At 38.7% G+C, this 24,713-nt stretch carries 25 protein-coding genes; 22 read left to right on the forward strand and 3 right to left on the reverse strand.

Annotated elements, in window-relative coordinates; translation table 11 throughout:
• Positions 1 to 131: 131 nt before the first annotated feature.
• Complete coding sequence (locus OXT66_RS06455; RefSeq protein WP_268596553.1) at positions 132 to 1,973, forward strand: APC family permease; 1,842 nt, start codon at positions 132 to 134, stop codon at positions 1,971 to 1,973.
• 116 nt (positions 1,974 to 2,089) lie between these two features.
• Here OXT66_RS06455 and OXT66_RS06460 read toward each other — a convergent pair whose 3' ends face one another.
• Positions 2,090 to 2,830 carry an LrgB family protein gene (locus OXT66_RS06460; protein ID WP_268596554.1) on the reverse strand — a complete coding sequence of 247 codons (741 nt, stop codon included), beginning with the start codon at positions 2,828 to 2,830 and terminating at the stop codon, positions 2,090 to 2,092.
• Between the two features lie 18 nt (positions 2,831 to 2,848).
• Positions 2,849 to 3,268, reverse strand: coding sequence for a CidA/LrgA family protein (locus tag OXT66_RS06465; RefSeq protein WP_268596555.1), 420 nt, complete (start codon positions 3,266 to 3,268; stop codon positions 2,849 to 2,851).
• Positions 3,269 to 3,504: 236 nt separating this feature from the next.
• On the opposite strand from OXT66_RS06465, the gene OXT66_RS06470 reads away from it, so the two are divergent.
• Positions 3,505 to 4,596 carry a glycosyltransferase family 4 protein gene (locus OXT66_RS06470; RefSeq protein WP_268596556.1) on the forward strand — a complete coding sequence of 364 codons (1,092 nt, stop codon included), beginning with the start codon at positions 3,505 to 3,507 and terminating at the stop codon, positions 4,594 to 4,596.
• Between the two features lie 22 nt (positions 4,597 to 4,618).
• On the opposite strand, the gene OXT66_RS06475 is transcribed toward OXT66_RS06470, so the two are convergent.
• Positions 4,619 to 5,257 (reverse strand): YigZ family protein, encoded by a 639-nt coding sequence (locus OXT66_RS06475; RefSeq protein WP_268596557.1) that lies wholly within the window; start codon positions 5,255 to 5,257, stop codon positions 4,619 to 4,621.
• A 36-nt stretch (positions 5,258 to 5,293) separates the two neighbouring features.
• Here OXT66_RS06475 and OXT66_RS06480 point away from each other — a divergent pair, with 36 nt between their 5' ends.
• From OXT66_RS06480 to galU, 20 genes are all read left to right on the forward strand, one after another.
• On the forward strand, positions 5,294 to 6,619 hold the full coding sequence (locus OXT66_RS06480) for a DEAD/DEAH box helicase (protein ID WP_268596558.1): 1,326 nt from the start codon (positions 5,294 to 5,296) through the stop codon (positions 6,617 to 6,619).
• Positions 6,619 to 7,302, forward strand: a complete 684-nt coding sequence (locus tag OXT66_RS06485) for a ComF family protein (RefSeq protein ID WP_268596559.1) — start codon at positions 6,619 to 6,621, stop codon at positions 7,300 to 7,302. The genes OXT66_RS06480 and OXT66_RS06485 overlap by 1 nt, the downstream gene beginning before the upstream one ends.
• Positions 7,303 to 7,414: 112 nt before the next feature.
• Entirely contained in the window at positions 7,415 to 7,981 is a 567-nt protein-coding gene (gene hpf, locus OXT66_RS06490; RefSeq protein ID WP_268596560.1) for a ribosome hibernation-promoting factor, HPF/YfiA family, read from the forward strand.
• A gap of 195 nt (positions 7,982 to 8,176) precedes the next feature.
• Positions 8,177 to 10,540: a preprotein translocase subunit SecA gene (secA, locus tag OXT66_RS06495; protein WP_268596561.1), complete on the forward strand. Its 2,364-nt coding sequence runs from the start codon at positions 8,177 to 8,179 to the stop codon at positions 10,538 to 10,540.
• Positions 10,541 to 10,612: 72 nt separating this feature from the next.
• Positions 10,613 to 11,729 (forward strand): peptide chain release factor 2 gene (prfB, locus tag OXT66_RS06500; RefSeq protein ID WP_268596562.1). Its coding sequence is split into 2 segments (ribosomal slippage): positions 10,613 to 10,672 and positions 10,674 to 11,729, totalling 1,116 coding nucleotides; the frame shifts between segments, so codons are not numbered across the junction.
• Between the two features lie 27 nt (positions 11,730 to 11,756).
• Positions 11,757 to 12,923 carry a PDZ domain-containing protein gene (locus OXT66_RS06505; RefSeq protein ID WP_268596563.1) on the forward strand — a complete coding sequence of 389 codons (1,167 nt, stop codon included), beginning with the start codon at positions 11,757 to 11,759 and terminating at the stop codon, positions 12,921 to 12,923.
• Between the two features lie 10 nt (positions 12,924 to 12,933).
• A complete protein-coding gene (locus tag OXT66_RS06510) occupies positions 12,934 to 13,629 on the forward strand; it encodes a response regulator transcription factor (RefSeq protein WP_327059003.1) in 696 nt (231 codons plus the stop codon).
• Positions 13,626 to 14,981 (forward strand): sensor histidine kinase, encoded by a 1,356-nt coding sequence (locus OXT66_RS06515; RefSeq protein ID WP_268596564.1) that lies wholly within the window; start codon positions 13,626 to 13,628, stop codon positions 14,979 to 14,981. Before OXT66_RS06510 ends, OXT66_RS06515 begins: the two co-directional genes overlap by 4 nt.
• 119 nt (positions 14,982 to 15,100) lie before the next feature.
• Positions 15,101 to 15,976: a phosphate ABC transporter substrate-binding protein gene (locus OXT66_RS06520; protein ID WP_268596565.1), complete on the forward strand. Its 876-nt coding sequence runs from the start codon at positions 15,101 to 15,103 to the stop codon at positions 15,974 to 15,976.
• Positions 15,977 to 15,980: 4 nt separating this feature from the next.
• A complete protein-coding gene (pstC, locus tag OXT66_RS06525; RefSeq protein ID WP_268596566.1) occupies positions 15,981 to 16,916 on the forward strand; it encodes a phosphate ABC transporter permease subunit PstC in 936 nt (311 codons plus the stop codon).
• Positions 16,913 to 17,803: a phosphate ABC transporter permease PstA gene (gene pstA / locus OXT66_RS06530; protein WP_268596567.1), complete on the forward strand. Its 891-nt coding sequence runs from the start codon at positions 16,913 to 16,915 to the stop codon at positions 17,801 to 17,803. The genes pstC and pstA overlap by 4 nt, the downstream gene beginning before the upstream one ends.
• A gap of 12 nt (positions 17,804 to 17,815) precedes the next feature.
• Positions 17,816 to 18,610, forward strand: coding sequence for a phosphate ABC transporter ATP-binding protein PstB (gene pstB / locus OXT66_RS06535; RefSeq protein ID WP_268596568.1), 795 nt, complete (start codon positions 17,816 to 17,818; stop codon positions 18,608 to 18,610).
• Between the two features lie 11 nt (positions 18,611 to 18,621).
• Entirely contained in the window at positions 18,622 to 19,377 is a 756-nt protein-coding gene (gene pstB / locus OXT66_RS06540) for a phosphate ABC transporter ATP-binding protein PstB (protein ID WP_268596569.1), read from the forward strand.
• An 11-nt stretch (positions 19,378 to 19,388) separates the two neighbouring features.
• A complete protein-coding gene (phoU, locus tag OXT66_RS06545; protein ID WP_268596570.1) occupies positions 19,389 to 20,048 on the forward strand; it encodes a phosphate signaling complex protein PhoU in 660 nt (219 codons plus the stop codon).
• Between the two features lie 97 nt (positions 20,049 to 20,145).
• Positions 20,146 to 20,454: a PspC domain-containing protein gene (locus tag OXT66_RS06550; RefSeq protein WP_268596571.1), complete on the forward strand. Its 309-nt coding sequence runs from the start codon at positions 20,146 to 20,148 to the stop codon at positions 20,452 to 20,454.
• A gap of 2 nt (positions 20,455 to 20,456) precedes the next feature.
• Entirely contained in the window at positions 20,457 to 20,813 is a 357-nt protein-coding gene (locus tag OXT66_RS06555) for a phage holin family protein (protein ID WP_268596572.1), read from the forward strand.
• Between the two features lie 44 nt (positions 20,814 to 20,857).
• The gene (gene hprK / locus OXT66_RS06560; protein WP_268596573.1) at positions 20,858 to 21,901 is read left to right on the forward strand and encodes an HPr(Ser) kinase/phosphatase; all 1,044 of its coding nucleotides are present in this window, start codon (positions 20,858 to 20,860) and stop codon (positions 21,899 to 21,901) included.
• 6 nt (positions 21,902 to 21,907) lie between these two features.
• The gene (lgt, locus tag OXT66_RS06565) at positions 21,908 to 22,735 is read left to right on the forward strand and encodes a prolipoprotein diacylglyceryl transferase (RefSeq protein ID WP_419146383.1); all 828 of its coding nucleotides are present in this window, start codon (positions 21,908 to 21,910) and stop codon (positions 22,733 to 22,735) included.
• A 12-nt stretch (positions 22,736 to 22,747) separates the two neighbouring features.
• Positions 22,748 to 23,764, forward strand: a complete 1,017-nt coding sequence (locus tag OXT66_RS06570; protein WP_268596575.1) for an NAD(P)H-dependent glycerol-3-phosphate dehydrogenase — start codon at positions 22,748 to 22,750, stop codon at positions 23,762 to 23,764.
• A gap of 21 nt (positions 23,765 to 23,785) precedes the next feature.
• Positions 23,786 to 24,688: a UTP--glucose-1-phosphate uridylyltransferase GalU gene (galU, locus tag OXT66_RS06575; RefSeq protein WP_268596576.1), complete on the forward strand. Its 903-nt coding sequence runs from the start codon at positions 23,786 to 23,788 to the stop codon at positions 24,686 to 24,688.
• Positions 24,689 to 24,713 lie beyond the last annotated feature (25 nt).

Raw genomic sequence — 24,713 nt, forward strand, 5'->3', positions numbered from 1 at the left:
TGTTAAGATATTTTTGTACTTTAATAAAATAATAAGACTTGTTTTTCATTAGGTTTAGGCATATGATTTTATAGTTTAGTGCACAATAAATATGCCAATTTATTAACCAAAGAGTTAAAGGAGTAATTGCTATGTGGCGATATCTGAAACGGGTTTTAATTGGGAAACCTTTGAAAACGACGGACGAAGGAGGACAGGCGCTGAGCAAATTTAAGGCGCTAGCTTTACTGTCGTCAGATGCTTTGTCATCCGTGGCATACGGGACAGAACAAATCACTACCATTTTGATCACACTCTCAATGGCGGCGTTGATGTATCAAATTTGGGTTGCAGCCCTTGTTCTAGTTTTGTTAGCTGCAATTACGTTGTCTTATCAACAAATTATTCATGCTTACCCTTCAGGAGGGGGAGCATACGTGGTAGCAAGTACCAATTGGGGTCAAGGGGCCGGATTGGTTGCTGGGGGTTCGTTACTAGTTGACTATATGTTGACCGTAGCCGTATCAACTACTTCAGCAACTGAAGCCATTACTTCCGCAATTCCCGCATTATACAGCCATCAAGTGCTATTATCTTGTCTGATTGTTATTGGAATTATGTTATTGAATTTACGGGGATTACGTGAATCGGCTAGCTTCTTGACTTTACCGGTGTATCTATTCATTGTAATGATTATTTTCATGATTATTTACGGTGGCTATAATATTTTAACCGGTAATATTGAGTATCACGCTGCTGCTGGAATTAATGCTCCAGTTCAGGGAATGACACTAGTGCTATTCCTTAGAGCTTTCTCATCTGGATCATCATCATTGACTGGGGTGGAAGCGATCAGTAACGCGGTACCAAACTTTAAGACTCCCAAGAGTCATAATGCTTCCGCTACGTTAGCGATTATGGCAATTATTTTAGGAATCTTCTTTGGTGGTATTACCTACCTAAGTTACTATATGGGAATTGTACCAAACGGACATGAAACGGTGCTTTCTCAAATTGGTGAAGGTGTCTTTGGCCATGGATTCTTGTATTACTTACTACAATTATCTACCGCAATGATTTTAGCGGTGGCCGCCAACACTGGTTTTTCTGCATTTCCAATGCTAGCTTATAATATGGCTAAGGATAAGTTTTTACCACATGCTTACTTGGACAAAGGCGATCGATTAGGTTATTCTAACGGGATTATTTCATTAGCCATTGGGGCAATTGTATTAATCTTAATTTTCGGTGGTAAAACCAGTTCCTTGATCCCATTGTATGCCGTTGGGGTGTTTGTTCCATTTACCTTATCGCAATCGGGGATGATCATTCACTGGAAGCGTAATAAGGGTAAATTCTGGGCTGGAAAAGCCACTATTAACTTCATAGGGGCTTTCATCTCAGTTTCATTAGTAATCTGCTTATTCTTGCTACGGTTTGAAAATGTTTGGCCTTACTTGATTGTTATGCCATTGTTATTACGAATCTTCTACAAGATTCACAGACATTACAAGCGAGTAGCTGAACAATTAAGGGTGGAAGAAGAAGCTAGAAGCATTGCCGCAACTCATCATTATGATGGAGCTACTGTTATTGTATTGGTCAGTGGGGTTACCAAAGTTACGGCTAAGGCGATTAGTTATGCTCAATCTATTGGGGATTACGTAATTGCAATGCATGTTTCTTTTGATGCTAATCCTGAAAAAGAACATAAAACAGCTGAAGAATTTAAAAAAGAATTCCCGGATGTTAGATTTGTGGATATTCATTCTTCTTATCGCTCAATTGCGCAACCAACATTACGTTTCTGCGATGTAATTTCCAAACGAGCTGAAGATAGAAATTATTCAACTACGGTTTTGGTACCACAATTTGTTCCTCGTCATCCATGGGAAAACATTTTGCATAACCAAACTAGTTTACGTTTAAGAGCTACTCTAAATTCTAGACAAAATATTGTGATTGCTACTTATAATTATCATCTAAAAGAGTAGTACTACAAATTAATAAGGCTAACACTGGTATAAGTGTTAGCCTTATTTTTGTCCCTTGGAAAATAGAAAAATAGGTATAAAAAAACGACTCCTTAAGAGTCGTTTTTAATTTATTATTATTTAATGCCCATCATGTTTACAAAGATTGGAACAACAATATCAGAAACAATTGAAATAATAACGGTGGCAATTGCAGCCATTGATCCTTGAACTGAACCAAGTTGTAAGGCTTTGGCTGAACCAACGGTATGGCCGGCAGTTCCTAGCCCTAAACCAACTCCAACGGGTTCTTTTAAGTGGAAGATCTTAAGCAACCAAGTTGCCAAAGCGTAAATAATAACAGCGTTGACGATGCAGGCCATAGCAGTAACGGCTGGAATACCACCAATTGCACCAGCGATTGGCATAGCCACGGCAGTAGTTGCTGCTTGAGGAAGCATTGAAAGAATACCGGCATTGTCTAAGCCAAAGGCCTTAGAAACACCAAAGATGGCAAATAATGAAATAAATAGTCCAATAGTTAATGAAAGAATAATTACCGGCCAGAAACGTTTAACAATATCGTTTCGACGGTAAAGTGGAATAGCAAAAGCAATAGTAGCAGGTTGTAAGAACCAAATAATTTCATTACCACCTGGCAGATAAGCATTGGTGTAGAACCAAGTAGTATCTACATTTAACCATTTAGCCATTAAAACTAAAATGGTAATTCCTAAAACCATCCCAACAAAAAGGGGTTGAAATAGGAAAAAGCCGTGTGAAACCTTGAAGAGCCATTGACCCAGTAAGAATACCGCGATTGAAAGGAAAATTCCAAAGATCGGGGTACCCAAATATTTAATTATTTCAGCTTGCATAATTAACTCATCCTTTCTTTATTCGGTAACGCTAGTATCTTTGTGGAAGACGTTCTTCATAATCCACATAAACAATGAAGTAACCAATGCTACAACAACAAGCAAGATTACCGTTGAAAGAATGATTACGATGATCAGTTGAACACCTTGGTCTTTCATAACGTCTAAACTAGCTGTCAAAGCGATACCTGAAGGAACAAACAAGAAGGCAATTAAGCCGATCATAAAATCAGCAAACTTTTCAACCCATTCCAATTTCACAATGTGAAAGGCTAACAAACAATACATTAAAATTAAACCAATCACAGGTGTTGGCACCGGAAAGCTTGCTGGAAATAATGGTGAAATAAGGCTAGATACAAAAAGAACAGCTGCAAAGATTCCCATTTGGACAAGGATTGGAGCTTCCTTAGTCTCCACGTTTTGCTTATCGTTCATATTACTATCTCCTTTCAAAATGCTTTTTTTTAACCACCTTCATTATAGCATTTCACAAATAAAAAACAATTTAAAAGTAAATTGAAAGTTCATTGAATCACAAAATTATAGAACTTAAATCTAGCTAAAAACGTTCAATTTTTATTAAAGATCTACAAGAACCAGTAGTTAGCTTGTATTTAGTCGGTTCGATTTGTATAATTAATTAAAACTAAAATAAATTTGAGGTTAATATCTTGAGGTTTGAAATCATTGTTTCATTAGTTGCAACCATGATTATCTCGGCAATTTTGACCCCATTTGTTCGAAAGCTAGCCTTTAAGGTCGGAGCCGTTGATACTCCGAATAACCGACGAGTTAATAAGGTGCCGATGCCGACAATTGGTGGGTTAGCAATATTTATTGCCTTCACATTTTCTACAATGATTCTTTTGAGAAACCAAATGCCGACTAAAACATTATTGGGAATTTTTGGTGGAGAAGTTATTATTGTTTTAACCGGGATTGTTGATGATATTTTTGAATTAAAGCCGCGTCAAAAAGTATTAGGAATTTCACTGGCAGCTTTATGGGTCTATTTCTTTGCTGGAGTTAGAATGACCTCCATTACGTTGCCATTTATTACGGTACAGTTAGGGTGGCTCAGTTTGCCGCTTACCTGGTTATGGATTTTGGCGATTACTAACGCGGTCAATTTGATTGACGGACTAGATGGTCTGGCTACAGGTGTAGCGATCATTTCATTAAGCACTATGGGAATTACCGGGATGTTCTTTTTAAACGTAGGAAATGTCTTTGTTTCCATTATGATTTTTGCTTTGGTAGCTTCATGTTTAGGATTTCTACCATATAATTTTTTCCCAGCCCGAATTTATTTGGGTGACACTGGGGCGTTATTTATTGGTTTTATGATCTCCGTTTTTTCGTTGTTTGGCTTAAAAAATGCTACCTTTATCACCGTTATTATTCCGGTAGTTATTTTAGGAGTTCCCATTACCGATACTTTGTATGCTATTTTAAGACGGAAATTGAATAGAGAACCCATTTCTCATGCCGACAAAATGCATTTGCATCATCGGTTAATGAGTTTAGGGTTAACTCATCGACAGACAGTATTGGTAATTTATGGAATTGCTTTGATTTTTTCGTTTATTTCTTTACTTTACCCAATTTCATCGTTATGGGGTTCAATTCTGTTAACAATTGCGGTGTTGATCGGCTTAGAATTGTTTGTGGAAACAATCGGCTTGGTGGGGCAAAATAGACAACCATTATTAAATGGAATTAAAAAATTAGTTAAAGGCACCACTAGTAAAAATAGTCATTAAAAAAGGAAATTAGCATTTATTGCTAATTTCCTTTTTTGTATGGTAGGGCGACAGGTTGAATTGTTCCTTTGGCAATACTTAACTTACCGCTTAAAAGATCCATTAGTTCATTAATAATGTTTTCTTGTTCGCTAATACTAACTGCAATTGTAACGGTAACTTGACTTTCGTAATCGGTATTTTTGATAACGATGCTTTGGGTATTTAAGAAATAGATTAAAGAATCGAGTTGAGAATATTCAATGGTGATACCTAGCATTTGAAAATCTACTAATTCTACGATGCCAATGGTTTCGATTGCTGAAGCAGTGGTACCACTATAAGCCCTAATTAAGCCGCCAGCCCCCAATTTAATACCGCCAAAGTATCTAGTAACTACGGCAACCACATTATGAAGCTGGTTTTTCTTTAATACTTCTAAAATCGGAACACCAGCAGTTCCAGAAGGTTCACCATTATCGCTAGCTCGTTGAATTTGGTCAGTATCGCCAACGAGGTAGGCATAGCAATTATGATTGGCTTTAGGATTATCAGATATTACTTGATCAATGAATTCTTTAGCCGCGGATTCAGATTCAACGGGTGCTAAATGACAAATAAAACGTGATTTTTTGATTATTTCTTCGTATTTACCAGTAGTGGCAATTGTTAAAAAACTCATTAACGGTTCCTCCGAGAAATATTTATTGATGAGGTGATGAAATTGGTAATGCAATTAAGTGATTTGTTTGGTCGACAAATTAAAGAACAAGAGGTTCCTGAGTCGTTAATTACAAATTCAGCGTGTCACAGTTTTTCGGCGTTTACCCGTCGCGGGCAAAATGTTATTTGTGTAAGGTGTGGCAGCCAAATTAACAAACAAGAAACCAAACTAGCAATTGATCATTTTTATTGTGCCAATTGTCTTCAGATGGGAAGACTAACGTCCAGCGATAATCTCATTACGATTAACGAGCCCAACCAATTTAACTATACGGGTAGTTGCCAGTGGCAAGGAGTTTTAACAAATGATCAACGAAACTGCGCTAAACAAGTAATTGCATCTATAGACAAAAGAATAGACCGATTATTATGGGCGGTAACCGGAGCCGGTAAAACGGAAATGCTTTTTCCAGGTCTAGAACATGCTTTTAGGCAACAGTTGAGAGTAGCAGTGGTCTCTCCTAGAATTGATGTGATTTTAGAATTAGCTCCCAGACTCCGAACGGCCTTTCCAGATGTGACTAGCTGTTTACTATATGGGAAAACTACTGAAAAGTACAGTTATACCCAATTAGTGATAGCAACGGTACATCAGTTACTTCGATTTTACCACGCTTTTGACGTGCTAATCATTGATGAAGTGGACGTTTTTCCATTAGCTGGCAATAAGCAACTGCATTATGCTATCCAGCGGGCCAAAAAAGTAACTAGCAGTGTTATCTACCTCACTGCTACACCAGATACCACCTTAAAACAGCAGGTTAAAGCCACAAAGTTGGCCGTTAGTTACTTGCCTAGACGGTTTCATGGCTTTCCACTAGCCACTATTACTAATGTTAAAGTTGGTAATTGGCGAGCCAGATTAACGCAAAGAAAACTGCCACCTCAATTAGTAACTGCTATTGAACAACGGATTATTAAACAACAACCTTTTTTGCTTTTTGTCCCGCACATCGCTGATTTAAAGCTAGTGAGTGAAATTTTAAAGCCGCGGTTGAATTTACCAATCATTACGGTCCATGCAAAAGACCCGAAACGAGTTGATAAAGTGCGACAGATGAGAAATAAGGAGACTTTGTTTTTAGTTACTACTACCATTTTAGAACGGGGAGTTACTTTTCCCTTAATTGATGTATTAGTGTTAGGAGCCGACGACGATATCTTTTCCGCAGCAGCCTTAATTCAAATTGCGGGACGCGTTGGGCGCAATGTTAAGCGACCTAGTGGAGACGTGTATTTTTATCTCCATAAACGTACGAATGCTATTAAACAAGCTCAACGAGAAATTAAAATGATGAATAAAAAGGCAGGGTTTAAGTAATGGTAGAATGTTTACTATGTACTAAGCAGTTTAGTAATGGGCTTAGTTTTCAAGATATTTTTAGTTTTCGTCCCTTAACCGCACCTTCGATTTGTTCACATTGTCAGCAAACCTTTAATTCGTTGGTAGAAAAGCCAACTTGTTCTAGTTGTGGTCGCTTGTTAAATGAACAATTAGTTAATCCTTGTAATGATTGCCAAAAATGGGAGAATGATTCATTTACTAATCGTGCATTATATGAATACAATTCTGCATTGAAGGATTATATGGCTAGGTATAAGTTTATGGGGGACTACCGATTAAGGTTTGTGTTTCAATCAGAACTGAGTCAAGCCATTAAGCAGGAAGGAAAAATAGTAATAGCTATTCCAGTTAATCAAACCACTTTACGAACTAGGGGCTTTAATCAGGTAACTGGCTGGTTTGCTAACATTAAGTACTATGATGTGTTAACTCCCATTACCACTACTAAGACGGTCGCTCAATCTCAAAAAAATCGACGCGAGCGATTAGAACTAAAGCAGCCGTTTGAGTTGATCGCTAGGGCGGTACCAGTTATTAAAGACCGGGATGTTTTAATTGTTGATGACGTTTATACAACTGGTAGGACAATTCGGCATGCGGCCGATTTGATTAAAGTGGCTGGAGCTCGGTCTGTGACGGGCCTAACGCTGGCTCGTTAAAAATAAAAAGCGCAATATTTGTTATCTATTCCGCTTTCATTTATACTATGGATATAGAAACGGTAGCCAAGCTATCGTTACCATAATTAATATGGTGAAGGGAGAGATTAATATGCTTGATTTTAATATTCGTGGTGAAAACATTGAGGTGACTCAAGCAATTCGGGATTACGTTGAAAAACGAATCAGTAAACTAGAAAAATTCTTTGATAATGACATTCAGGCGTCAGCACATGTGAATTTGAAGGTTTATCCGGATAAACAGGCGAAAGTAGAAGTCACAATTCCTTTGCCATACATGACTCTTCGGGCTGAAGAAGTTTCTAATGACCTATATGCTAGCGTTGATTTGGTAACGGATAAGTTAGAACGTCAAATCAGAAAGTATAAAACTAAGGTTAACCGGAAGTCTCGTGAAAAAGGATACAAAAAACTTGATTTTGCTTCAGCTGAACTTGTAGCTGACTTAGAAGAACAAGATGAAGCTGAATCAAAATTTGAAGTAGTAAGAACTAAACGATTATCCTTAAAACCAATGGATAATGAAGAAGCCATTTTACAAATGAACATGTTGGGTCATGATTTCTTTATCTACGAAGATGCTAATTCAGAAGGCATTGACATTGTTTACCGTCGAAATGATGGTCGTTATGGCTTGATTGAAACTGGTGAAGATTAAAAAGTCGTTTTACTTGAAGCTTACCGTTAATTTTACGGTAAGCTTTTTCATTTGACACGTGATTTTAACCAAAACACAATGTTTATTTTGGTTTTCATCACTTGGCTACAATGATACAATGAATTAGTGTGTAATATTGAAACAATCAAAAACATTAAAAACAATGAATAATGAAATGTAGAAGGGAATTTACTGATGGCAAATGTATTAAAAAAATGGGTCGAAAGCGATAAAAGAGAGCTTAAACGACTTAGCAATCTTGCCGATAAGGTCGGATCATACGCTGATGAGTATGCCCAGTTAAGTGACGAAGATCTAAAAGCAAAAACACCAGAGTTTAAGGAACGTTACCAAAATGGTGAAACTTTGGATGACTTACTTCCAGAAGCCTTTGCCGTTGCTCGAGAAGGAGCTAAGCGAGTTTTAGGACTTTACCCATTCCACGTTCAAATCATGGGGGGAATTGTTTTACACGAAGGTAATATTGCCGAAATGAAAACTGGTGAAGGTAAAACCTTAACGGCTACCATGCCCGTTTATTTGAACGCTTTAGCTGGCGAAGGGGTTCACGTTGTTACGGTGAACGAATACTTAACTGCCCGGGATGCTGCTGAAATGGGGGAACTTTATAACTGGTTAGGCTTAAGCGTTGGGGTTAACCTTAATGACTTGAGTCCTGAAGATAAACGTGCGGCTTATGCTGCTGATATTACTTATTCAACTAACAGTGAAATCGGTTTTGATTATTTACGAGACAACATGGTGGTATACAAAGAAGATATGGTCCAACGTCCATTGAACTTCGCGATCGTCGATGAAGTTGATTCTATCTTAATTGATGAAGCTAGAACACCATTGATTATTTCTGGTCAATCAAGTGGAACTTCCCAATTGTATGTACGGACCGATCGGTTTGCTAAAACTTTAACCAATGATGAAGATTACAAGTTAGATTTAGAAACTAAGACGGTTTCTTTGACCGATCAAGGGATTGAAAAAGCGGAAGATTACTTCAACTTGGATAATTTGTACGATACTGATAACACCGCTTTAACCCACCATTTGGATCAAGCCTTACGAGCTAATTACATCATGCTTCGTGATAAGGACTACGTGGTCCAAAATGATGAAGTAATGATCGTGGACTCATTTACTGGTCGAATTATGGACGGACGGCGCTTCTCAGATGGATTACATCAAGCTATTGAAGCTAAAGAAGGTGTAACCATTCAAGAAGAAAGTAAGACGATGGCTAACATCACTTACCAAAACCTTTTCCGGATGTACAAGAAATTAGCCGGGATGACGGGTACAGCTAAAACAGAATCTGAAGAATTCCGGGAAATTTACAACATGGAAGTTATTTCAGTGCCAACTAACAAACCAGTGGCTCGAGTTGATGAACCCGATGTTTTATACCCTAGTTTGGAATCTAAGTTTGATGCGGTAGTAGACAAGATTAAGGAATTACATGAAAAAGGCCAACCAATGCTAATTGGTACCGTGGCCGTGGAAACTTCTGAATACTTATCCAATCGATTAGATGCAGAAAATATTCCACACGTAGTTTTGAACGCCAAAAACCATGCTAAAGAAGCCGAAATCGTTATGAATGCCGGGCAAAAAGGGGCCGTAACCATTGCCACCAACATGGCCGGCCGGGGAACTGATATTAAATTAGGACCTGGGGTAGTTGAACTTGGCGGTTTAGCTGTTATTGGGACTGAACGACATGAATCTCGACGAATTGATAACCAACTTCGGGGCCGTTCAGGTCGTCAAGGGGATCCAGGATTATCTCAATTCTACTTGTCCCTAGAAGATGATTTGATGTTGCGGTTTGGTTCTGAACGAATCAAGAATTTCTTGGATCGAATGAAGGTTGAAGGCGACGACGCTGTTATTCGTTCCAAGATGATTACTAAGCAAGTAGAGTCAGCGCAAAAGCGGGTTGAAGGTAATAACTACGATTCTCGTAAGAACGTTTTGCAATATGATGACGTTATGCGACAACAACGAGAAGTTATTTACCAACAACGCCAAGAAGTTATCGAAGAAGACAATTCATTGAAGTGGGTTATCATGCCAATGATTGAACGAACCGTTAACCGCATTGTTGATTTACACACCCAAGGCGATCAAGATGATTGGGATTTAGAAACTATTTTGGACTTTGCGATTAGTGCTATGGTAAACCCAGATGAAATTAGTTTAAGCGATTTGCAAAATAAATCAGCTGATGAAATTAAAGCTTACTTGATGGACTTGGCTAAGAAGGTTTATGACCAAAAGAAGGAACAACTTTACGACGAATCCCAAATGCTAGAATTCGAAAAAGTAGTTCTTTTACGAGTGGTTGATGCTCATTGGACCGACCATATTGATGCCATGGATCAATTGCGGCAATCAATTGGTCTTCGTGGTTATGGTCAACAAAATCCGTTGGTTGAATACCAACGAGAAGGCTACACCATGTTTGAAGAAATGGTATCAGACATTGATTACGATACCACTCGTCTCTTTATGAAGGCTGAAATTCGACAAAATATGCAACGTTAATAAGTTTTATGGTAGAAGGGCAGTGATGATTTTAATCGTTGGCCCTTCTTTTTACTAACGGAGGAAATGAGAATGGAATTAACTGAAAGTAAAAAACAATTAGCAAAATTGCAAGAAGCTATCACTGGCTTTAGGGGGTCACTTTGACCTTGATCGGTTAAGTGAAAGTATTGCTATTAACGAATCCAAAATGGCCGAACCAGGATTTTGGGACGATAATAATGCCGCTCAAAAATTAATTGATGAAAATAATCAATTAAAAGCTAAGTATGATCGATTTAATGATTTAAATAGCTTGCAAGATGATGTCGCTACGTTGGTAGATCTTTATGAAGAAGAACCTGACGCTGATTTAGCAGAAGAGTTAACAACTCAGTTGGAGCAACTGCAAAATAACGTGGACCAATATCAATTATCCCTATTATTGAGTGGACCTTACGACCATAACAATGCCATCTTAGAAATTCATCCTGGTGCTGGGGGCACCGAATCGCAAGATTGGGGTTCGATGTTACTTAGAATGTACACTAGGTGGGCTGAACAACATGACTTTCAAGTCACCACGTTGGATTATCAATTGGGAGATGTTGCCGGAATTGACAGTGTTACGTTATTAATTAGCGGTCCCGATGCTTACGGTTACTTAAGATCTGAAAAGGGCGTTCACCGGTTGGTACGAATTTCACCGTTTGATTCTGCTAGTCGGCGTCATACTTCATTTGCTTCGGTAGATGTGATGCCAGAATTAAATGAAGACGTAGAAATCGAAATTAATCCAGACGACTTAAAGGTCGATGTTTACCGGGCTAGCGGGGCTGGCGGACAGCACGTTAATAAGACTTCTTCTGCCGTCAGAATTACCCATTTACCAACTGGAATTGTGGTTGCTAGTCAGGCTCAACGTTCGCAACTCCAAAACCGAGAAACAGCAATGAACATGTTAAAGTCAAAATTGTATGAATTAGAAGAGCAAAAAAAGGCGGAGGAAAAAGCAGCTTTACAGGGTGAACAATTAGATATTGGCTGGGGTTCGCAAATCAGATCATATGTGTTTCATCCCTATTCAATGGTTAAAGACCACCGGACCAATTACGAAACTGCCAATGTTAATGCTGTGATGGATGGAGATTTGGATCCGTTTATCAATGCTTTTTTGCAATGGCAACTACAACAGGACAATCCAGATTAAAATGAAGAAAGGGTAGGATTTGAAGCGATGAAATATTTATTGGGATTGTTTTATTGGTTAGTGACCCCCGCAGTCCTGTTAGTTTTAGCAGCAGGTTTGAAAAGTTATTTAATCTCTAGTCATAGGGTAAAAAGGGAACGTAAGTTGTTTCATTCGGCCATTGATAGTGACAATTATGAAGGGCGTCATTTTGTGCAAATGAGCTTGCTATTAGGAGTATTAGGTTCTTTAGTTAGCTTGGTGACAGGAGTAACAGTACCACTTTCACTGGTAGTGATTTATCCAATCGTTGCCTTAATTTTACTGGTGGTAGTTCCCCAATCAGTGACGTTGTTAACGTTGTTAGCGACAGTTGGGATAATGGCATTTGATCCAACTAATTTTACTGAATCACTAACTGGTTGGTTAACGAAGTGGGGCTATCAAACTAATAATCTTAACTTAGTGGGAACACTAGGGTTAGCTACCATTGTTGTTGGCGGTTTAGCTTTCTTTGTTCGCCGCAATGCAGGCCAACATTTATCGCCTAAAATTGAATTTAATAAACGTAATACCATGATTGCCGTTTACCCATTTAACGAACTATCCGTAGTCCCACTATTAGTATTAGTACCAGGCAACTGGTTTAGTACGCATTTACCTTGGTGGCCATTATTAAATCTTGGTGGTCATTCTGTTGCACTAGTGGGATTACCATTAGTAATTGGATTGGGGCTAACCGTTAAGCACAGTTTACCTACCGTTTTTTTCCAGCGATTAGGAAAACAATTAGCGTGGTTAACGTTATTGGGAGCCATATTAACAATTGCTTGTCGTTTCTTTACTCAATGGTCTTTAATTGCGTTATTAGCATATTTGATCGTGGGCATTATTTTAGTGGTGGCAAATATTATTTACGATCGGCAACAAGCATTTTCTAACAGTCAGGTAATGAACGGAATTCGAATTATTGGGATTCAACCTAATAGCCCAGCTGCTAAAATGAATTTAGTGGTGGGTGACGTTATACTAGAAGTTAACGGGCAAAAAGTGACTAATGAAGATGATTTTTACAAAGCCTTGATTACTAATGCTACTTATTGCCACTTGAAAGTTCGGGATAGAAATGACCAATTAAAAGTGACTGAAACGGCCATCTTCCAAGGGGCTGCTCACGAAATTGGAATTAAGGTCTTTCCGGAAAATACAAAGTGAGGGATGAATTGTGAAATCAGTTTTGGTGGTGGATGATGAACCGTCGATCGTAAAGCTATTGAAATACAATTTGCAACAGGCTAATTTTGAAGTTACTACTGCTGATAATGGGAAGACAGCAGTGGAATTAGCCCAGCAAGCTAATTTTGATATTATTTTGTTGGACTTGATGTTGCCTCAATTAACTGGAGAAGAAGTTTTGAAGGTGTTACGGCGTGATGGGATTAATACGCCTGTAATTGTAATTACCGCTAAAGATTCGGAATTTGATCGAGTTTTAGGATTAGAAATTGGGGCGGATGATTATGTTACCAAGCCCTTTAGTCCGCGAGAAGTTTTGGCCCGGATTAATGCGGTGCTCAGACGGACTAATGATACTCAACAGGTTAATAGTAATAAAGTTGATGATCCTCAACGAGTTAGGATAGATGAGCAGTTGGTAACGGCTCAATTAGATGGTCAAGAATTGGTGTTAACCCCTAAAGAATTTAAGTTGCTAGCTTATTTAACAAAGCACCCCAAACAAGTATTATCTAGAGAACAGTTAGCTGAGGCTATCTGGGGGACGGACTACGTTGGCGACAGTAGAATGGTTGATATGCAAATTGCCCATTTGCGAGAAAAAATGGAAACTGATCCTAAACATCCAGAAATGTTAACGACGGTTCGGGGATTTGGTTATCGTTTTGATGCGGAGATCAAATGAAAAATAAAGCAATCAAAAGTTTAATTATAATTAGTTGTCTTAATTTATTAATTGCTGTTTTGTTTATGAGTTGGGAATTAAAACATCAGTTTTTAACTGGTCGATTAATTTTACTGTCAATAATGGCGGTAGAGTTGATAGGGTTGATTATCTATTTGTTGAATTTAAATAAGCAAATTAAACAAATTAGCCAACGAGCAAATGTAATTGCTTCAGGAGCGGAACGGGGACCAGTAATTGATTCACCTAGTAGTTCCTTTTATGAACTCAATAAAGCATTAAATCAAATTCAAATTCATCAGCGACATCAGCAAATTACCGTCACTAATATTACCGACGAACTGGTGGGGGTTTTAAACCACTTGCCAGTAGGGGTAATGGTGATTGACCAACAACAAAACGTCACTTTGACCAACCAAGCTTTTGCTAAAATGGTGGAAAAAGAAATTGATCCGGCGCCACATCCGTTTACTGATGACGTAAGTAACGCGGCTTTGTTAAACATGATTAATTCAGCATTGATGAGTCAGCAAAACGGTCATAAAGAAATTACTAATTTTCAACGAGCTCGGACTTGGGATGCTCAGGTGGTTAATTTGGATGGTGCTGTGCCGGCAGTGGTTGTTATTTTATACGATATTACTATGTTAGTGGCAGCTAAGCAAAGCCAAATTGATTTTTTGAGAAACGCTAGTCATGAATTAAAAACCCCGGTTGCTACTATTCGAGGTTTTACCGAAACATTGCAGGCGGGGGCCAAAGACGATCCGGAAACGTTAACGGATTTTTTACAGGATATTGAAACTGCCAGTCAACAATTAACGGACTTAGTTAATGATATTTTGGTGATTTCTCATGTTCAGATGCAAGAAGCTGGAGACATTGAACCAATTGAGTTAGCTGATTTGGTCCAACAAGAACTCATTCGTTGGCAACCAATTGCTGAGAGTAAGAAAGTTAGCCTAACTCACCAAATTGCTGCACAGTTAGTGGTTACTGGTAATCGCCAAGCACTGAAGCGAATTATTGGTAACTTGATTAGTAATGCGATTAAGTATAATCGAGAAAACGGTAAGGTTTTAATTACTGCTGACAGTAGCGCTGACCAGTGGTGGTTACGAGTGATTGACTCTGGTATTGGAATCGAAGAATCTGCAATTCCCAGGGTCTTTGAACGTTTCTTTAGAGCGGATCAGTCTCATAGTAATCAAGTAGTTGAAGGTACTGGGCTGGGATTAGCCATCGTAGCTGAATTAGCAGCAACTTACCATGGTCATATCGATGTTACTAGCCAAATTAATCAAGGCACCACAATTCAATTAACTTTTCCCATTGCTAACCAAAAGAATTAACTCATTTGAGTTAATTCTTTTTTTATTATGCTATTCAAAATTTACACAATATTTACATAAGCACAGTTTTAGATTTACAATCGCTTGCTATGCTATTAACTGTAAGGGAGGAGTCGTAAATGAAGGCTAAAAAGATGTATTTGAGCTTGCTGGGAATTGTGTTAGTGGGGTTAGTGGCGTTGGCCTACATAACTCGTGATAAACAGAGCGCTCAAAACGAAACGATCACTGCAGTAGGTTCAACGGCTTTACAACCACTCATGGAAGCTGCAGCTGAGCAATATACTACGGAGCATACTGGAGTTAATATTAACGTTCAGGGTGGTGGTTCTGGAACTGGGTTAAGCCAAATTGCTACTGGATCTGTAAATATGGGAAACTCAGACTTATTCGCTCAGGAAAAAGAAGGAATTAACCCAAAGGGATTAGTTGACCACTTAGTCGCAGTAGATGGCGTAGCTGTGGTAACTAACAAACAAGCTGGTGTTAAGAATCTAACCACAAAACAATTAATTGCTATCTTTACTGGCAAGGTCACTAATTGGCGGCAGGTAGGGGGAAAGAACCTCCCCATCACCGTTATTAACCGAACCGCTGGTAGTGGAACTCGGGTAACTTTTGAACACTATGGCTTGAAAAATACGCCAAGTATGACGGCTCAAGAGCAAGATTCGTCCGGGACTGTTCGTCAGATTGTTAGTTCCACCCCGGGGGCAATAAGTTATCTTTCATTTGGTTTTGTGAATAATACAATCACGACTCCGACTCTAAACAACATAGCTCCAACCAAACAAAATGTGCAGACTAATAAATGGCCTATTTGGTCTTATGAACACGTTTATACTCACGGTGAAGCCAAAGGACTCACTAAAAAGTTCCTGCAATATCTCACTAGTGACACCGTGCAAAAATCTTTGTTCTCCAGCTTAAAATACATTCAAGTCGATCAGATGCAATATCAACGGACCGCTGATGGGCGAATAGTAAGGAAGTGATCAAATGACTCCTAAAAGTAATTTAAAAACGCAAAAACTACTCACTAAATCTAAAACAGCACGTTATGAGCAACGGGGAAAATTCATAAGTGTTTTAACCCTGGCATTAATCATGGTCATTGTGATTGGAATTATTGGTTTCATCCTGGTTAAAGGATCTACTATGTTTATCAATGATAGCGTGAGTCTTAAAGATTTCTTCTTAGGAACGAATTGGAACCCAGGTTCAACCACTCCATCCGGTCAGCCAGCTGTAGGAGCGTTACCAATGATTGTAGGCTCGTTTGGGGTCACATTATTGGCAGCATTGTTAGCAACTCCATTTGCAATTGGAACAGCCATTTTTATGACGGAATTGTCTTCTAAAAAAGAAGCCAGTTTTTTACAAATGGTAGTGGAATTACTAGTTGGAATTCCTTCAGTGGTTTACGGATTTATTGGCTTAACAATTGTGGTGCCATTTGTGCGTAATACTTTAGGTGGTAGTGGTTTTGGAATTTTATCTGGGATGTTTGTGCTATTCGTGATGATTTTACCAACCATTGTTTCCATGACTGTCGACGCCTTAAAGTCAGTTCCCAATCATTATCGGCAAGCAGCGTTTGCCTTAGGAGCTACTCAGTGGCAAACCATTTGGAAAGTAGTCTTGCGCTCAGCAACTCCCGGTATTTTGACTGCAATTGTTTTTGGAATGGCTCGGGCTTTTGGTGAAGCCTTAGCCGTACAAATGGTGATCGGTAATGCCGCATTGATGCCACATAGTTTGATTTCACCGGCCTCAACATTGACCTCCGTATTAACAGCTGGCATGGGTAATACCGTAATGGGTTCTTTACAAAATAATGCTTTGTGGTCGTTAGCGTTAGTGCTATTAGCGATGTCATTAATTTTCAACTTAATCGTACATTTAATTGGTCGAAAGGGGGCCTTTAAGAAATGAAAGCAAATCAACGTAAAAACCAAATCGCGATTGGTGGAGTTCGAGTAATTGCTGCTTTGGTTGTCATTATCTTGGCCCTATTACTGGGATACATTTTTGTTAGAGGTCTGCCATATGTGAACTGGCATTTCTTAACTAGCCCAGCCAAACCGTTTCAAGCTGGCGGTGGAATTGGCATTCAATTATTCAATTCATTTTACCTGTTAATCTTAACGTTAATCATTTCATTTCCGATTTCGTTAGGAGCAGCTATCTACCTGAATCAATATGCTAAGGATAATTGGTTAACCTCTGTGATGCGGACCAGTATTGAAATTTTAAGTTCTTTACCATCTGTAGTGGTGGGGTTATTTGGTTTCTTACTTTTCGTAATTCAAATGGGATATGGCTTCTCAATTCTTTCAGGGGCATTGACCTTAGCAGTTTTCAACTTACCTTTGCTAACTAGAAGCGTAGAAGATGCAATTGGTAGCGTCGATGATAATCAACTTCAAGGTGGGTTGGGATTAGGCCTTTCTAAGTTTGAAACCATTACCCATATCGTAGTACCAGCAGCTTTACCTAGCATTATCAGTGGGGTAATCTTGTCAGCTGGTCGAATTTTTGGTGAAGCGGCTGCCTTAATTTATACAGCCGGACAAAGTGCACCAGCACTAGACTTTGCTGACTGGAATCCATTTAATAGTGCTAGTCCGCTAAACCCGATGCGGCCCGCAGAAACTTTAGCAGTTCACATCTGGAAAATTAATTCTGAAGGAATTATGCCTGATGGTACCCAAGTTTCAGCTGGTTCAGCAGCAGTCTTGGTTTTGGCTATTTTGCTCTTTAACTTATTAGCCCGTTACCTGGGTAGAAAAATTTTCAAGAAAATGACGGCTACTGATTAAGGAGGAATTTTAATGCTACAAACAGCAGAGCAGTACTTATATCAATTTGATAAAGAAACGCCAATTGCGATTTCTACTGATAAACTGAACGTCTTTTACGATGATCGGCACGCCATGATTGATGCTTCCTTGGCCTTTAAGCAAAATACGATTACCGCCTTAATTGGGCCTTCAGGTTCCGGTAAGTCTACTTATCTACGTTCCTTAAACCGGATGAACGACGATGTTGCCACCGTTACTGGACAAATTAACTTTCAAGGAATCAATATTAATCAACCAGCAGTTGACGTTTATGAAGTCAGACGGCAAATCGGAATGGTGTTTCAACGGCCTAATCCGTTTGCTAAGTCGATTTATGATAATATTACCTTTGCTTTAAAGCGGCGAGGGATCACGGATAAGCAGATCCTAGATGAAATTGTAGAAACTTCTTTAAAGCAAGCAGCTATCTGGGATCAGGTAAAGGATCAATTAAATAAAAGTGCTTTAGCATTATCAGGTGGTCAAGCGCAACGAGTTTGTATCGCTAGAGCATTAGCCGTGAAGCCAGAGATTTTATTGTTAGATGAACCTGCTAGTGCACTAGATCCGATTTCAACTGCCCAGTTAGAACAAACTTTAAAAGATTTACGCGAACAATATACAATTATTATTGTCACTCATAATATGCAACAAGCGGCCCGCTTAAGTGACTATACGGTCTTTTTTGATCAAGGCAGGGTAGTGGAATACAACCAAACCAGAAAAGTATTTACTCGTCCCAAGATGGACCGTACCAACGATTATGTTTCTGGTAATTTTGGATAGGAGGCGGCTTAATGAGCGCAATTATTGAATCTCAAAATTTAAACCTCTTTTATGGTGATTTTCAGGCTTTATATGACATTAATCTTGCTTTTCAACCCAATGAAATTACCGCCTTAATTGGCCCATCTGGCTGTGGGAAATCTACGTTTTTACGTAGTTTAAACCGAATGAACGACTTGATTGATGGAGTTAAAATCGAAGGCAAAATTCTGTTTGAGGGCAACGATATTTATGCCCCTCATGTTGATCTGGTAGAGCTACGAAGTCAAATTGGCATGGTGTTTCAACAGCCTAATCCATTTCCGTTTTCCGTTTATGATAACGTTAGCTTTGGTCTCAAATTAGCTGGTGTGAAGGATAAAACCCAAATTGATGCGGCGGTAGAACGGAGTTTAAAGCAGGCCGCAATTTGGGATGAAGTCAAGGACAAGCTTCACCAAAACGCGTCGGCATTTTCGGGGGGACAACAACAGCGAATTTGTATCGCTCGAGTTTTGGCGGTTTCTCCAGAGATTATTTTAATGGACGAACCCACCAGTGCTTTGGACCCTATTTCAAGTGCTAAAATCGAAGAAACGATGCTAGAATTAAAAGAAGAGTACACGATTATTACGGTTACCCATAATTTAGCTCAAGCTGGTAGAATTTCAGATCGAACTGCCTTTTTTAACGCTGGTAAGATTGTTGAGTTTGATAAAACCAAGAAAATGTTTTTAAAACCAGCAAAACAAGAAACGGCAGATTACTTAGCCGGTAAATTCGGATAGGAGGAAATAAGATGAAAATTATTGAACAAGAACTAACTAACTTAAATTCTCAGTTTGTAGAAATGGGTTCTTTAGCTACTGAAGCCGTGATTAAAGCCGGAAAATCGTTTGTGGAGCATGATGTTAATTTAGCTCAAGAAGTAATTGATTCCGATCATGCTATTAATGAATTGCAAACCAAATTAGAAAAAAAATCTTTCGAATTAATTGCTTTATATCAACCGGTGGCAGCTGATTTAAGACACGTAGTCGGGGTATTGAAGGCCGTGACCGATTTGGAGCGCATTGGTGATCACGCTCGAAATATTGCTAGAAGAACAATTAAGTTACAGGGATTAACCCATTTATCAGAAATTGAAGTCAATGTTAAGAAAATGGTTACAGAAGTAACTGCTGAGTTACAAGCAGCTTTAAATAGTTACGCAATAGTAGATCAAAATGCTGCTGAAGCAGTCCCTGAAACTTATAATGAGACTATTAACGGCATGTATGATCAAATTGCCGGACCTAGTTATCAGGCCATGTCTAAAAATCCAGGGTTAATTAATTCAGCTATTATCTACCTAAAGGTGGCTCAAGATTTGGGTAGAATTAGTGACTATGGAATTAATATTTGTGAATGGACGGTCTATTTAGCCACGGGCAAAATTGTTGAGTTAAAGAACTACTAAGTTAAATAGGTTAAAAATCGCTAATTTTAGTGCTACAGACTTGAATGTAGCGCTTTTTTTGGATACTCTATGATTAGACTTATCTAGTAGGAGGAAAATGATGAAATCAAAAAAGCGATTTAGACGTTCCAGTACTAATCAAGTAGTTGCAGGGGTCTTAGGCGGTATTGGAGAATATTTTGATTGGAATGCTAATTTACTCCGAATTTTATTTGTAGTTTTGTGTTTAACTCCAGGGATAGGTATTTTTTGTGTAATTGGTTACATAATTTTGGCAGTAATAGTGTCCGTTGATTATGGTCACCAACCTACCACTGCATTTACTAAACCAAATAATAAAAATCAGGGTCGAAAGGTTATTCATGGTGTGGAAGAACAAGACATCGATGACCCAAAGAGGGGATAAATTTGAATTTTTTAACCAGCATAATTGTTAACGCAATAATTTTTATGGCATTAAGTGGCTTTTGGCCCACTTCCTTTCATGTTTCCAGTATTTGGGTCGCTTTAGGGGCTGCTGTAATACTAGCGGTCTTAAACGTTTTAGTTAAACCGATTATTAAGTTCTTTTCATTTCCCATTACCATTGTGACGTTAGGATTGTTTAGTTTATTGATCAACGGTTTTATGCTAGAAATTACGTCTTGGATTGTCGGGAGTCAATTTTGGTTCTCATCCTTTTGGGTAGCGGTGGGAATCGCCATTTTGATGTCGATTATTAACATGATTGTAAACGAATTCTTTAGCAACCAACAATCTGATTAATTAAAGTGCTAAAATTAAGGAAATGAAGTGAGGAGGAAGGTCTTTTGGCGGAAAGTGTTAGTGTTTACGACCTTGTTCAAAATGCTCGATTGAGTGTTTATTGTGGAGAAGAGTTTTTAAAAACGCGCAGAATTTCAACAAGCGATATTTCTAGACCAGGATTAGAATTAACTGGTTTTTTCAACTATTATCCTGCTAAGCGGGTACAACTTTTAGGAATTACTGAGATTTCTTACGCTAAGCGTATGGAACCAGAAAAATTGCTGGAAGTAATGCAGGAAATGTGTCGACCAGAAACACCAGCATTCGTTATTTCAACGCAACTAGATCCACCAGAAGAATTATTGCAGGCTGCAAGACAGGCTAATATTCCAGTTTTGGGAACTAAATTAACCACTTCGCGAGTTTTATCGAACATGACTAATTATTTAGAAGATGAACTGGCAGAACGGAAATCACTACATGGAGTTTTAGTTGATGTGTATGGTTTAGGCTTATTGATTACCGGTGATAGTGGAATTGGTAAAAGTGAAACTGCTCTAGAATTAGTTAAACGAGGTCATCGTTTGATTGCTGATGATCGTGTAGAGGTTTATCAACAGGATGAACAGACCTTGATGGGTACGGCACCGGCAATTTTACAGCATCTATTGGAAATTCGAGGAATTGGGATTATCGATGTCATGACGTTGTTTGGTACCGGGGCAGTTAGAAGCCGCACTAAGGTAGCGTTAATTGTTAATTTAGCTAACTATTCCAAAGACGATAAGTATGACCGGTTAGGTAACGGAACCGAAAACGTTCAAATTTTTGACGTTCAAGTACCTAAAATCACCATTCCGGTTAGAACTGGTCGAAATTTAGCCATCATTATTGAAGCGGCAGCGATGAACTTCCGAGCGCAATCAATGGGTTATGATGCTACTGCTACTTTTGATCGTAATTTGAATAATTTGATCAAACAAAATAGTGAAAGTGATACATCTGAAGAACAAAAAAACGAAAATATTATTAAACAAAATGAAGCTGCGATTGCTCCAGAAAAAAAGTCTAATACTGCTGGTAAGACTAAAGAAGAGAAGGAGTAATTGGTTGTGATACAAAGTTTGGCTTTAAATCCGATTGCATTTCACTTAGGTGGTATCGAAGTTCACTGGTACGGTATTATTATTGCTAGTGCAGTGCTATTAGCTGTTTTTCTAGCAACTAGGGAAGGTAGTCGACGCGGAATTGATCCGGACAATATTTATGATATGATTTTGTGGGCATTACCAGCCGCTTTAATTTGTGCAAGATTGTATTATGTAATTTTTGAGTGGGGGTATTATTCCGCTCATCCGGATGAAATTATACGGATCTGGGATGGTGGAATTGCTATTTATGGGTCTTTAATCGGAGCCATGGCAGTCATCATTTGGTATTGTCGCAAACATTTTATTTCGGTTTGGTTAATGCTAGACGTGGCGGCACCTACCGTTATCTTGGCTCAGGCCATTGGTAGGTGGGGCAATTTTATGAACCAAGAAGCCTTTGGACAGGTAACTACTTTGAATTTCTTGCAGGGGCTACATTTACCGGAATGGATTATTAATCAGATGTATATTACCGGAATGTATCGTCAACCAACTTTTTTATATGAGTCGGTTTGGAGCTTCCTAGGCTTTATGGTTTTAGTGTCACTACGCCATAATCCACATCTGTTTAAACAAGGAGAAATTTTTTTAACGTATGTTTTATGGTATTCCTTTGGCCGTTTTTTTGTAGAAGGAATGCGGACAGATAGTTTGATGTTAGGTGGACTTAGGATTTCTCAAATTTTATCGATAGTGTTGTTTATTGGAGCTATCGGAATTTTTATTTATCGTAGAAAACAACAGCAGCCTTGGTATCTCACTGGGGCCACAAATGACGAACAAATTTAAGGAGAACATAATATGGCAGAAAAAGTTGCGATACTAGGTGCAGGTTCTTGGGGCAGTATCTTAGCCAGTGTTTTAGATGAAAATGGTTCGGAAGTTCGGATCTGGTCATACAATCCTGAACAGGTTAAAGAATTAAATGATCAACATACTAACAAGCGTTATGTCAAAGATTACACCTACTCTGAAAGCATTGTGGCATATTCAGACATTGAAGCCGCAATTAAAGGAGCAGATGACATTTTATTCGTTGTGCCAACCCAGGTTACTAGAAGTGTGGCTCGCCAAGTAGGAGAGATCATGAAACGAACGGGTCAGAAGGCTACTATTTTACACGCTTCTAAGGGAATTGAAGAAAAAACATATGCCAGATTGTCTCAAGTCTTGGCTGAAGAAATTGCTCCTGAAAACCGGGACGCAATTGCTGTTTTGTCAGGTCCTAGTCAGGCTGAAGACGTTGCAAGACATGATATTACTTTAGTGACCGTGGCTAGTGAGAATCAACACGCAGCCGAAAAGCTTCAAAAGTTATTTATGAATAACTACTTCAGAGTGTATACTAACGATGATATTATCGGTGTTGAAATTGGGGCGGCATTGAAAAATATTATTGCGTTAGGAGCTGGAGCTCTTCATGGTTTAGGCTATGGAGATAATGCCAAAGCAGCATTAATGACTCGAGGGCTAGCTGAAATTTCTCGGTTAGGAACTTCTTTTGGAGCTAATCCATTAACCTTTATCGGATTATCTGGGGTCGGTGATATTATCGTCACTGCTACTAGTACTAACTCCCGAAACTGGCGAGCTGGTAACGAATTAGGCCAAGGAAAATCCCTAACCGAAGTTGTAGAAAACATGGGAATGGTAATCGAAGGGGTTGCCACTGCCAGAGCAGCTTATGAATTGTCACAAGAACGAGGCATTGAAATGCCAATTACCACCGCAATTTACAAAGTACTATACGAAAACTTAGAAATTAGGGATGCTATTCGTTGGGCAATGACCCGTGATGGCAAGGCCGAAATTGGCTAAGAAAAATTAAGGAGTTTACCAATGACTAAGAAAGTTACCAAAGCAGTAATTCCAGCAGCGGGGCTAGGAACCCGTTTTCTACCTGAAACTAAGGCGTTGCCTAAGGAAATGCTGCCAATTGTTGACACGCCAACTATTCAATTTATTGTAGAAGAAGCTAAAAAGTCTGGTATTAAAGACATTGTAATCGTTATCGGTAAGGGCAAACGCTCTATTGAAGATCACTTTGATTCCAATCCAGAACTAGAAATGAATTTAGAAGAAAAGCATAAAGAAAAAATGCTAGAATCTATCCGTAAAACTAACGATATGAATATTTACTTTATTCGCCAATCTCATCCTCGTGGATTAGGGGATGCGGTTTACACCGCTAGAAGTTTTATTGGCAACGAACCCTTTGTGGTCATGTTAGGTGACGATGTTATGGAGGACAAGGTTCCATTAACTAAACAATTGATGGAAAGCTACGCTGATACTGGTGCTTCTACGTTGGCAGTTAAGAAAGTCCCCCACAAAGATATTTCTAAGTATGGTGTTATTGATCCTTCTAAAGAAGTAAAGGCTGGTCTTTATAACGTTAAACAATTTGTGGAAAAACCAGCTCCTGAAGAAGCCCCAAGTGATTTGGCTATTATCGGCCGTTACTTACTAACTCCTGAAATTTTTGGGATTTTGGAAAACACTGCTCCAGATGATGGTGGTGAAATTCAATTGACCACTGCCATTGATACCTTAAACAAGACTCAACGGGTTTTTGCTCACGAATTTAAGGGGAAGCGGTTTGATACGGGTAACAAGTTAAGTTGGTTGAAGACTAACATCACTTTTGGATTACGGCACGAAGAAATTGCTGATGGTCTAAGAACGTACATTAAAGAACTAGGTAAAGAGTTAACTGAAGAAGACAACAAGGCCCAAAAATAAAATACTGGACAAACTTACTTTTTAA

This window comes from Lentilactobacillus senioris, assembly GCF_026798195.1.
In the GTDB taxonomy this organism is placed as follows: Bacteria; Bacillota; Bacilli; order Lactobacillales; family Lactobacillaceae; genus Lentilactobacillus; species Lentilactobacillus senioris_A.

Bases quoted from the DNA above. Each gene is read 5' to 3' on its own strand.
- OXT66_RS06455 (WP_268596553.1), top strand. From the start codon at position 132: ATGTGGCGATATCTGAAACGGGTTTTAATTGGGAAACCTTTGAAAACG.
- OXT66_RS06460 (WP_268596554.1), bottom strand. From the start codon at position 2,830: ATGCAAGCTGAAATAATTAAATATTTGGGTACCCCGATCTTTGGAATT.
- OXT66_RS06465 (WP_268596555.1), bottom strand. From the start codon at position 3,268: ATGAACGATAAGCAAAACGTGGAGACTAAGGAAGCTCCAATCCTTGTC.
- OXT66_RS06475 (WP_268596557.1), bottom strand. From the start codon at position 5,257: ATGAGTTTTTTAACAATTGCCACTACTGGTAAATACGAAGAAATAATC.
- OXT66_RS06480 (WP_268596558.1), top strand. From the start codon at position 5,294: ATGAAATTGGTAATGCAATTAAGTGATTTGTTTGGTCGACAAATTAAA.
- OXT66_RS06485 (WP_268596559.1), top strand. From the start codon at position 6,619: ATGGTAGAATGTTTACTATGTACTAAGCAGTTTAGTAATGGGCTTAGT.
- hpf (WP_268596560.1), top strand. From the start codon at position 7,415: ATGCTTGATTTTAATATTCGTGGTGAAAACATTGAGGTGACTCAAGCA.
- secA (WP_268596561.1), top strand. From the start codon at position 8,177: ATGGCAAATGTATTAAAAAAATGGGTCGAAAGCGATAAAAGAGAGCTT.
- OXT66_RS06505 (WP_268596563.1), top strand. From the start codon at position 11,757: ATGAAATATTTATTGGGATTGTTTTATTGGTTAGTGACCCCCGCAGTC.
- OXT66_RS06515 (WP_268596564.1), top strand. From the start codon at position 13,626: ATGAAAAATAAAGCAATCAAAAGTTTAATTATAATTAGTTGTCTTAAT.
- OXT66_RS06520 (WP_268596565.1), top strand. From the start codon at position 15,101: ATGAAGGCTAAAAAGATGTATTTGAGCTTGCTGGGAATTGTGTTAGTG.
- pstC (WP_268596566.1), top strand. From the start codon at position 15,981: ATGACTCCTAAAAGTAATTTAAAAACGCAAAAACTACTCACTAAATCT.
- pstA (WP_268596567.1), top strand. From the start codon at position 16,913: ATGAAAGCAAATCAACGTAAAAACCAAATCGCGATTGGTGGAGTTCGA.
- pstB (WP_268596568.1), top strand. From the start codon at position 17,816: ATGCTACAAACAGCAGAGCAGTACTTATATCAATTTGATAAAGAAACG.
- pstB (WP_268596569.1), top strand. From the start codon at position 18,622: ATGAGCGCAATTATTGAATCTCAAAATTTAAACCTCTTTTATGGTGAT.
- phoU (WP_268596570.1), top strand. From the start codon at position 19,389: ATGAAAATTATTGAACAAGAACTAACTAACTTAAATTCTCAGTTTGTA.
- OXT66_RS06550 (WP_268596571.1), top strand. From the start codon at position 20,146: ATGATGAAATCAAAAAAGCGATTTAGACGTTCCAGTACTAATCAAGTA.
- OXT66_RS06570 (WP_268596575.1), top strand. From the start codon at position 22,748: ATGGCAGAAAAAGTTGCGATACTAGGTGCAGGTTCTTGGGGCAGTATC.
- galU (WP_268596576.1), top strand. From the start codon at position 23,786: ATGACTAAGAAAGTTACCAAAGCAGTAATTCCAGCAGCGGGGCTAGGA.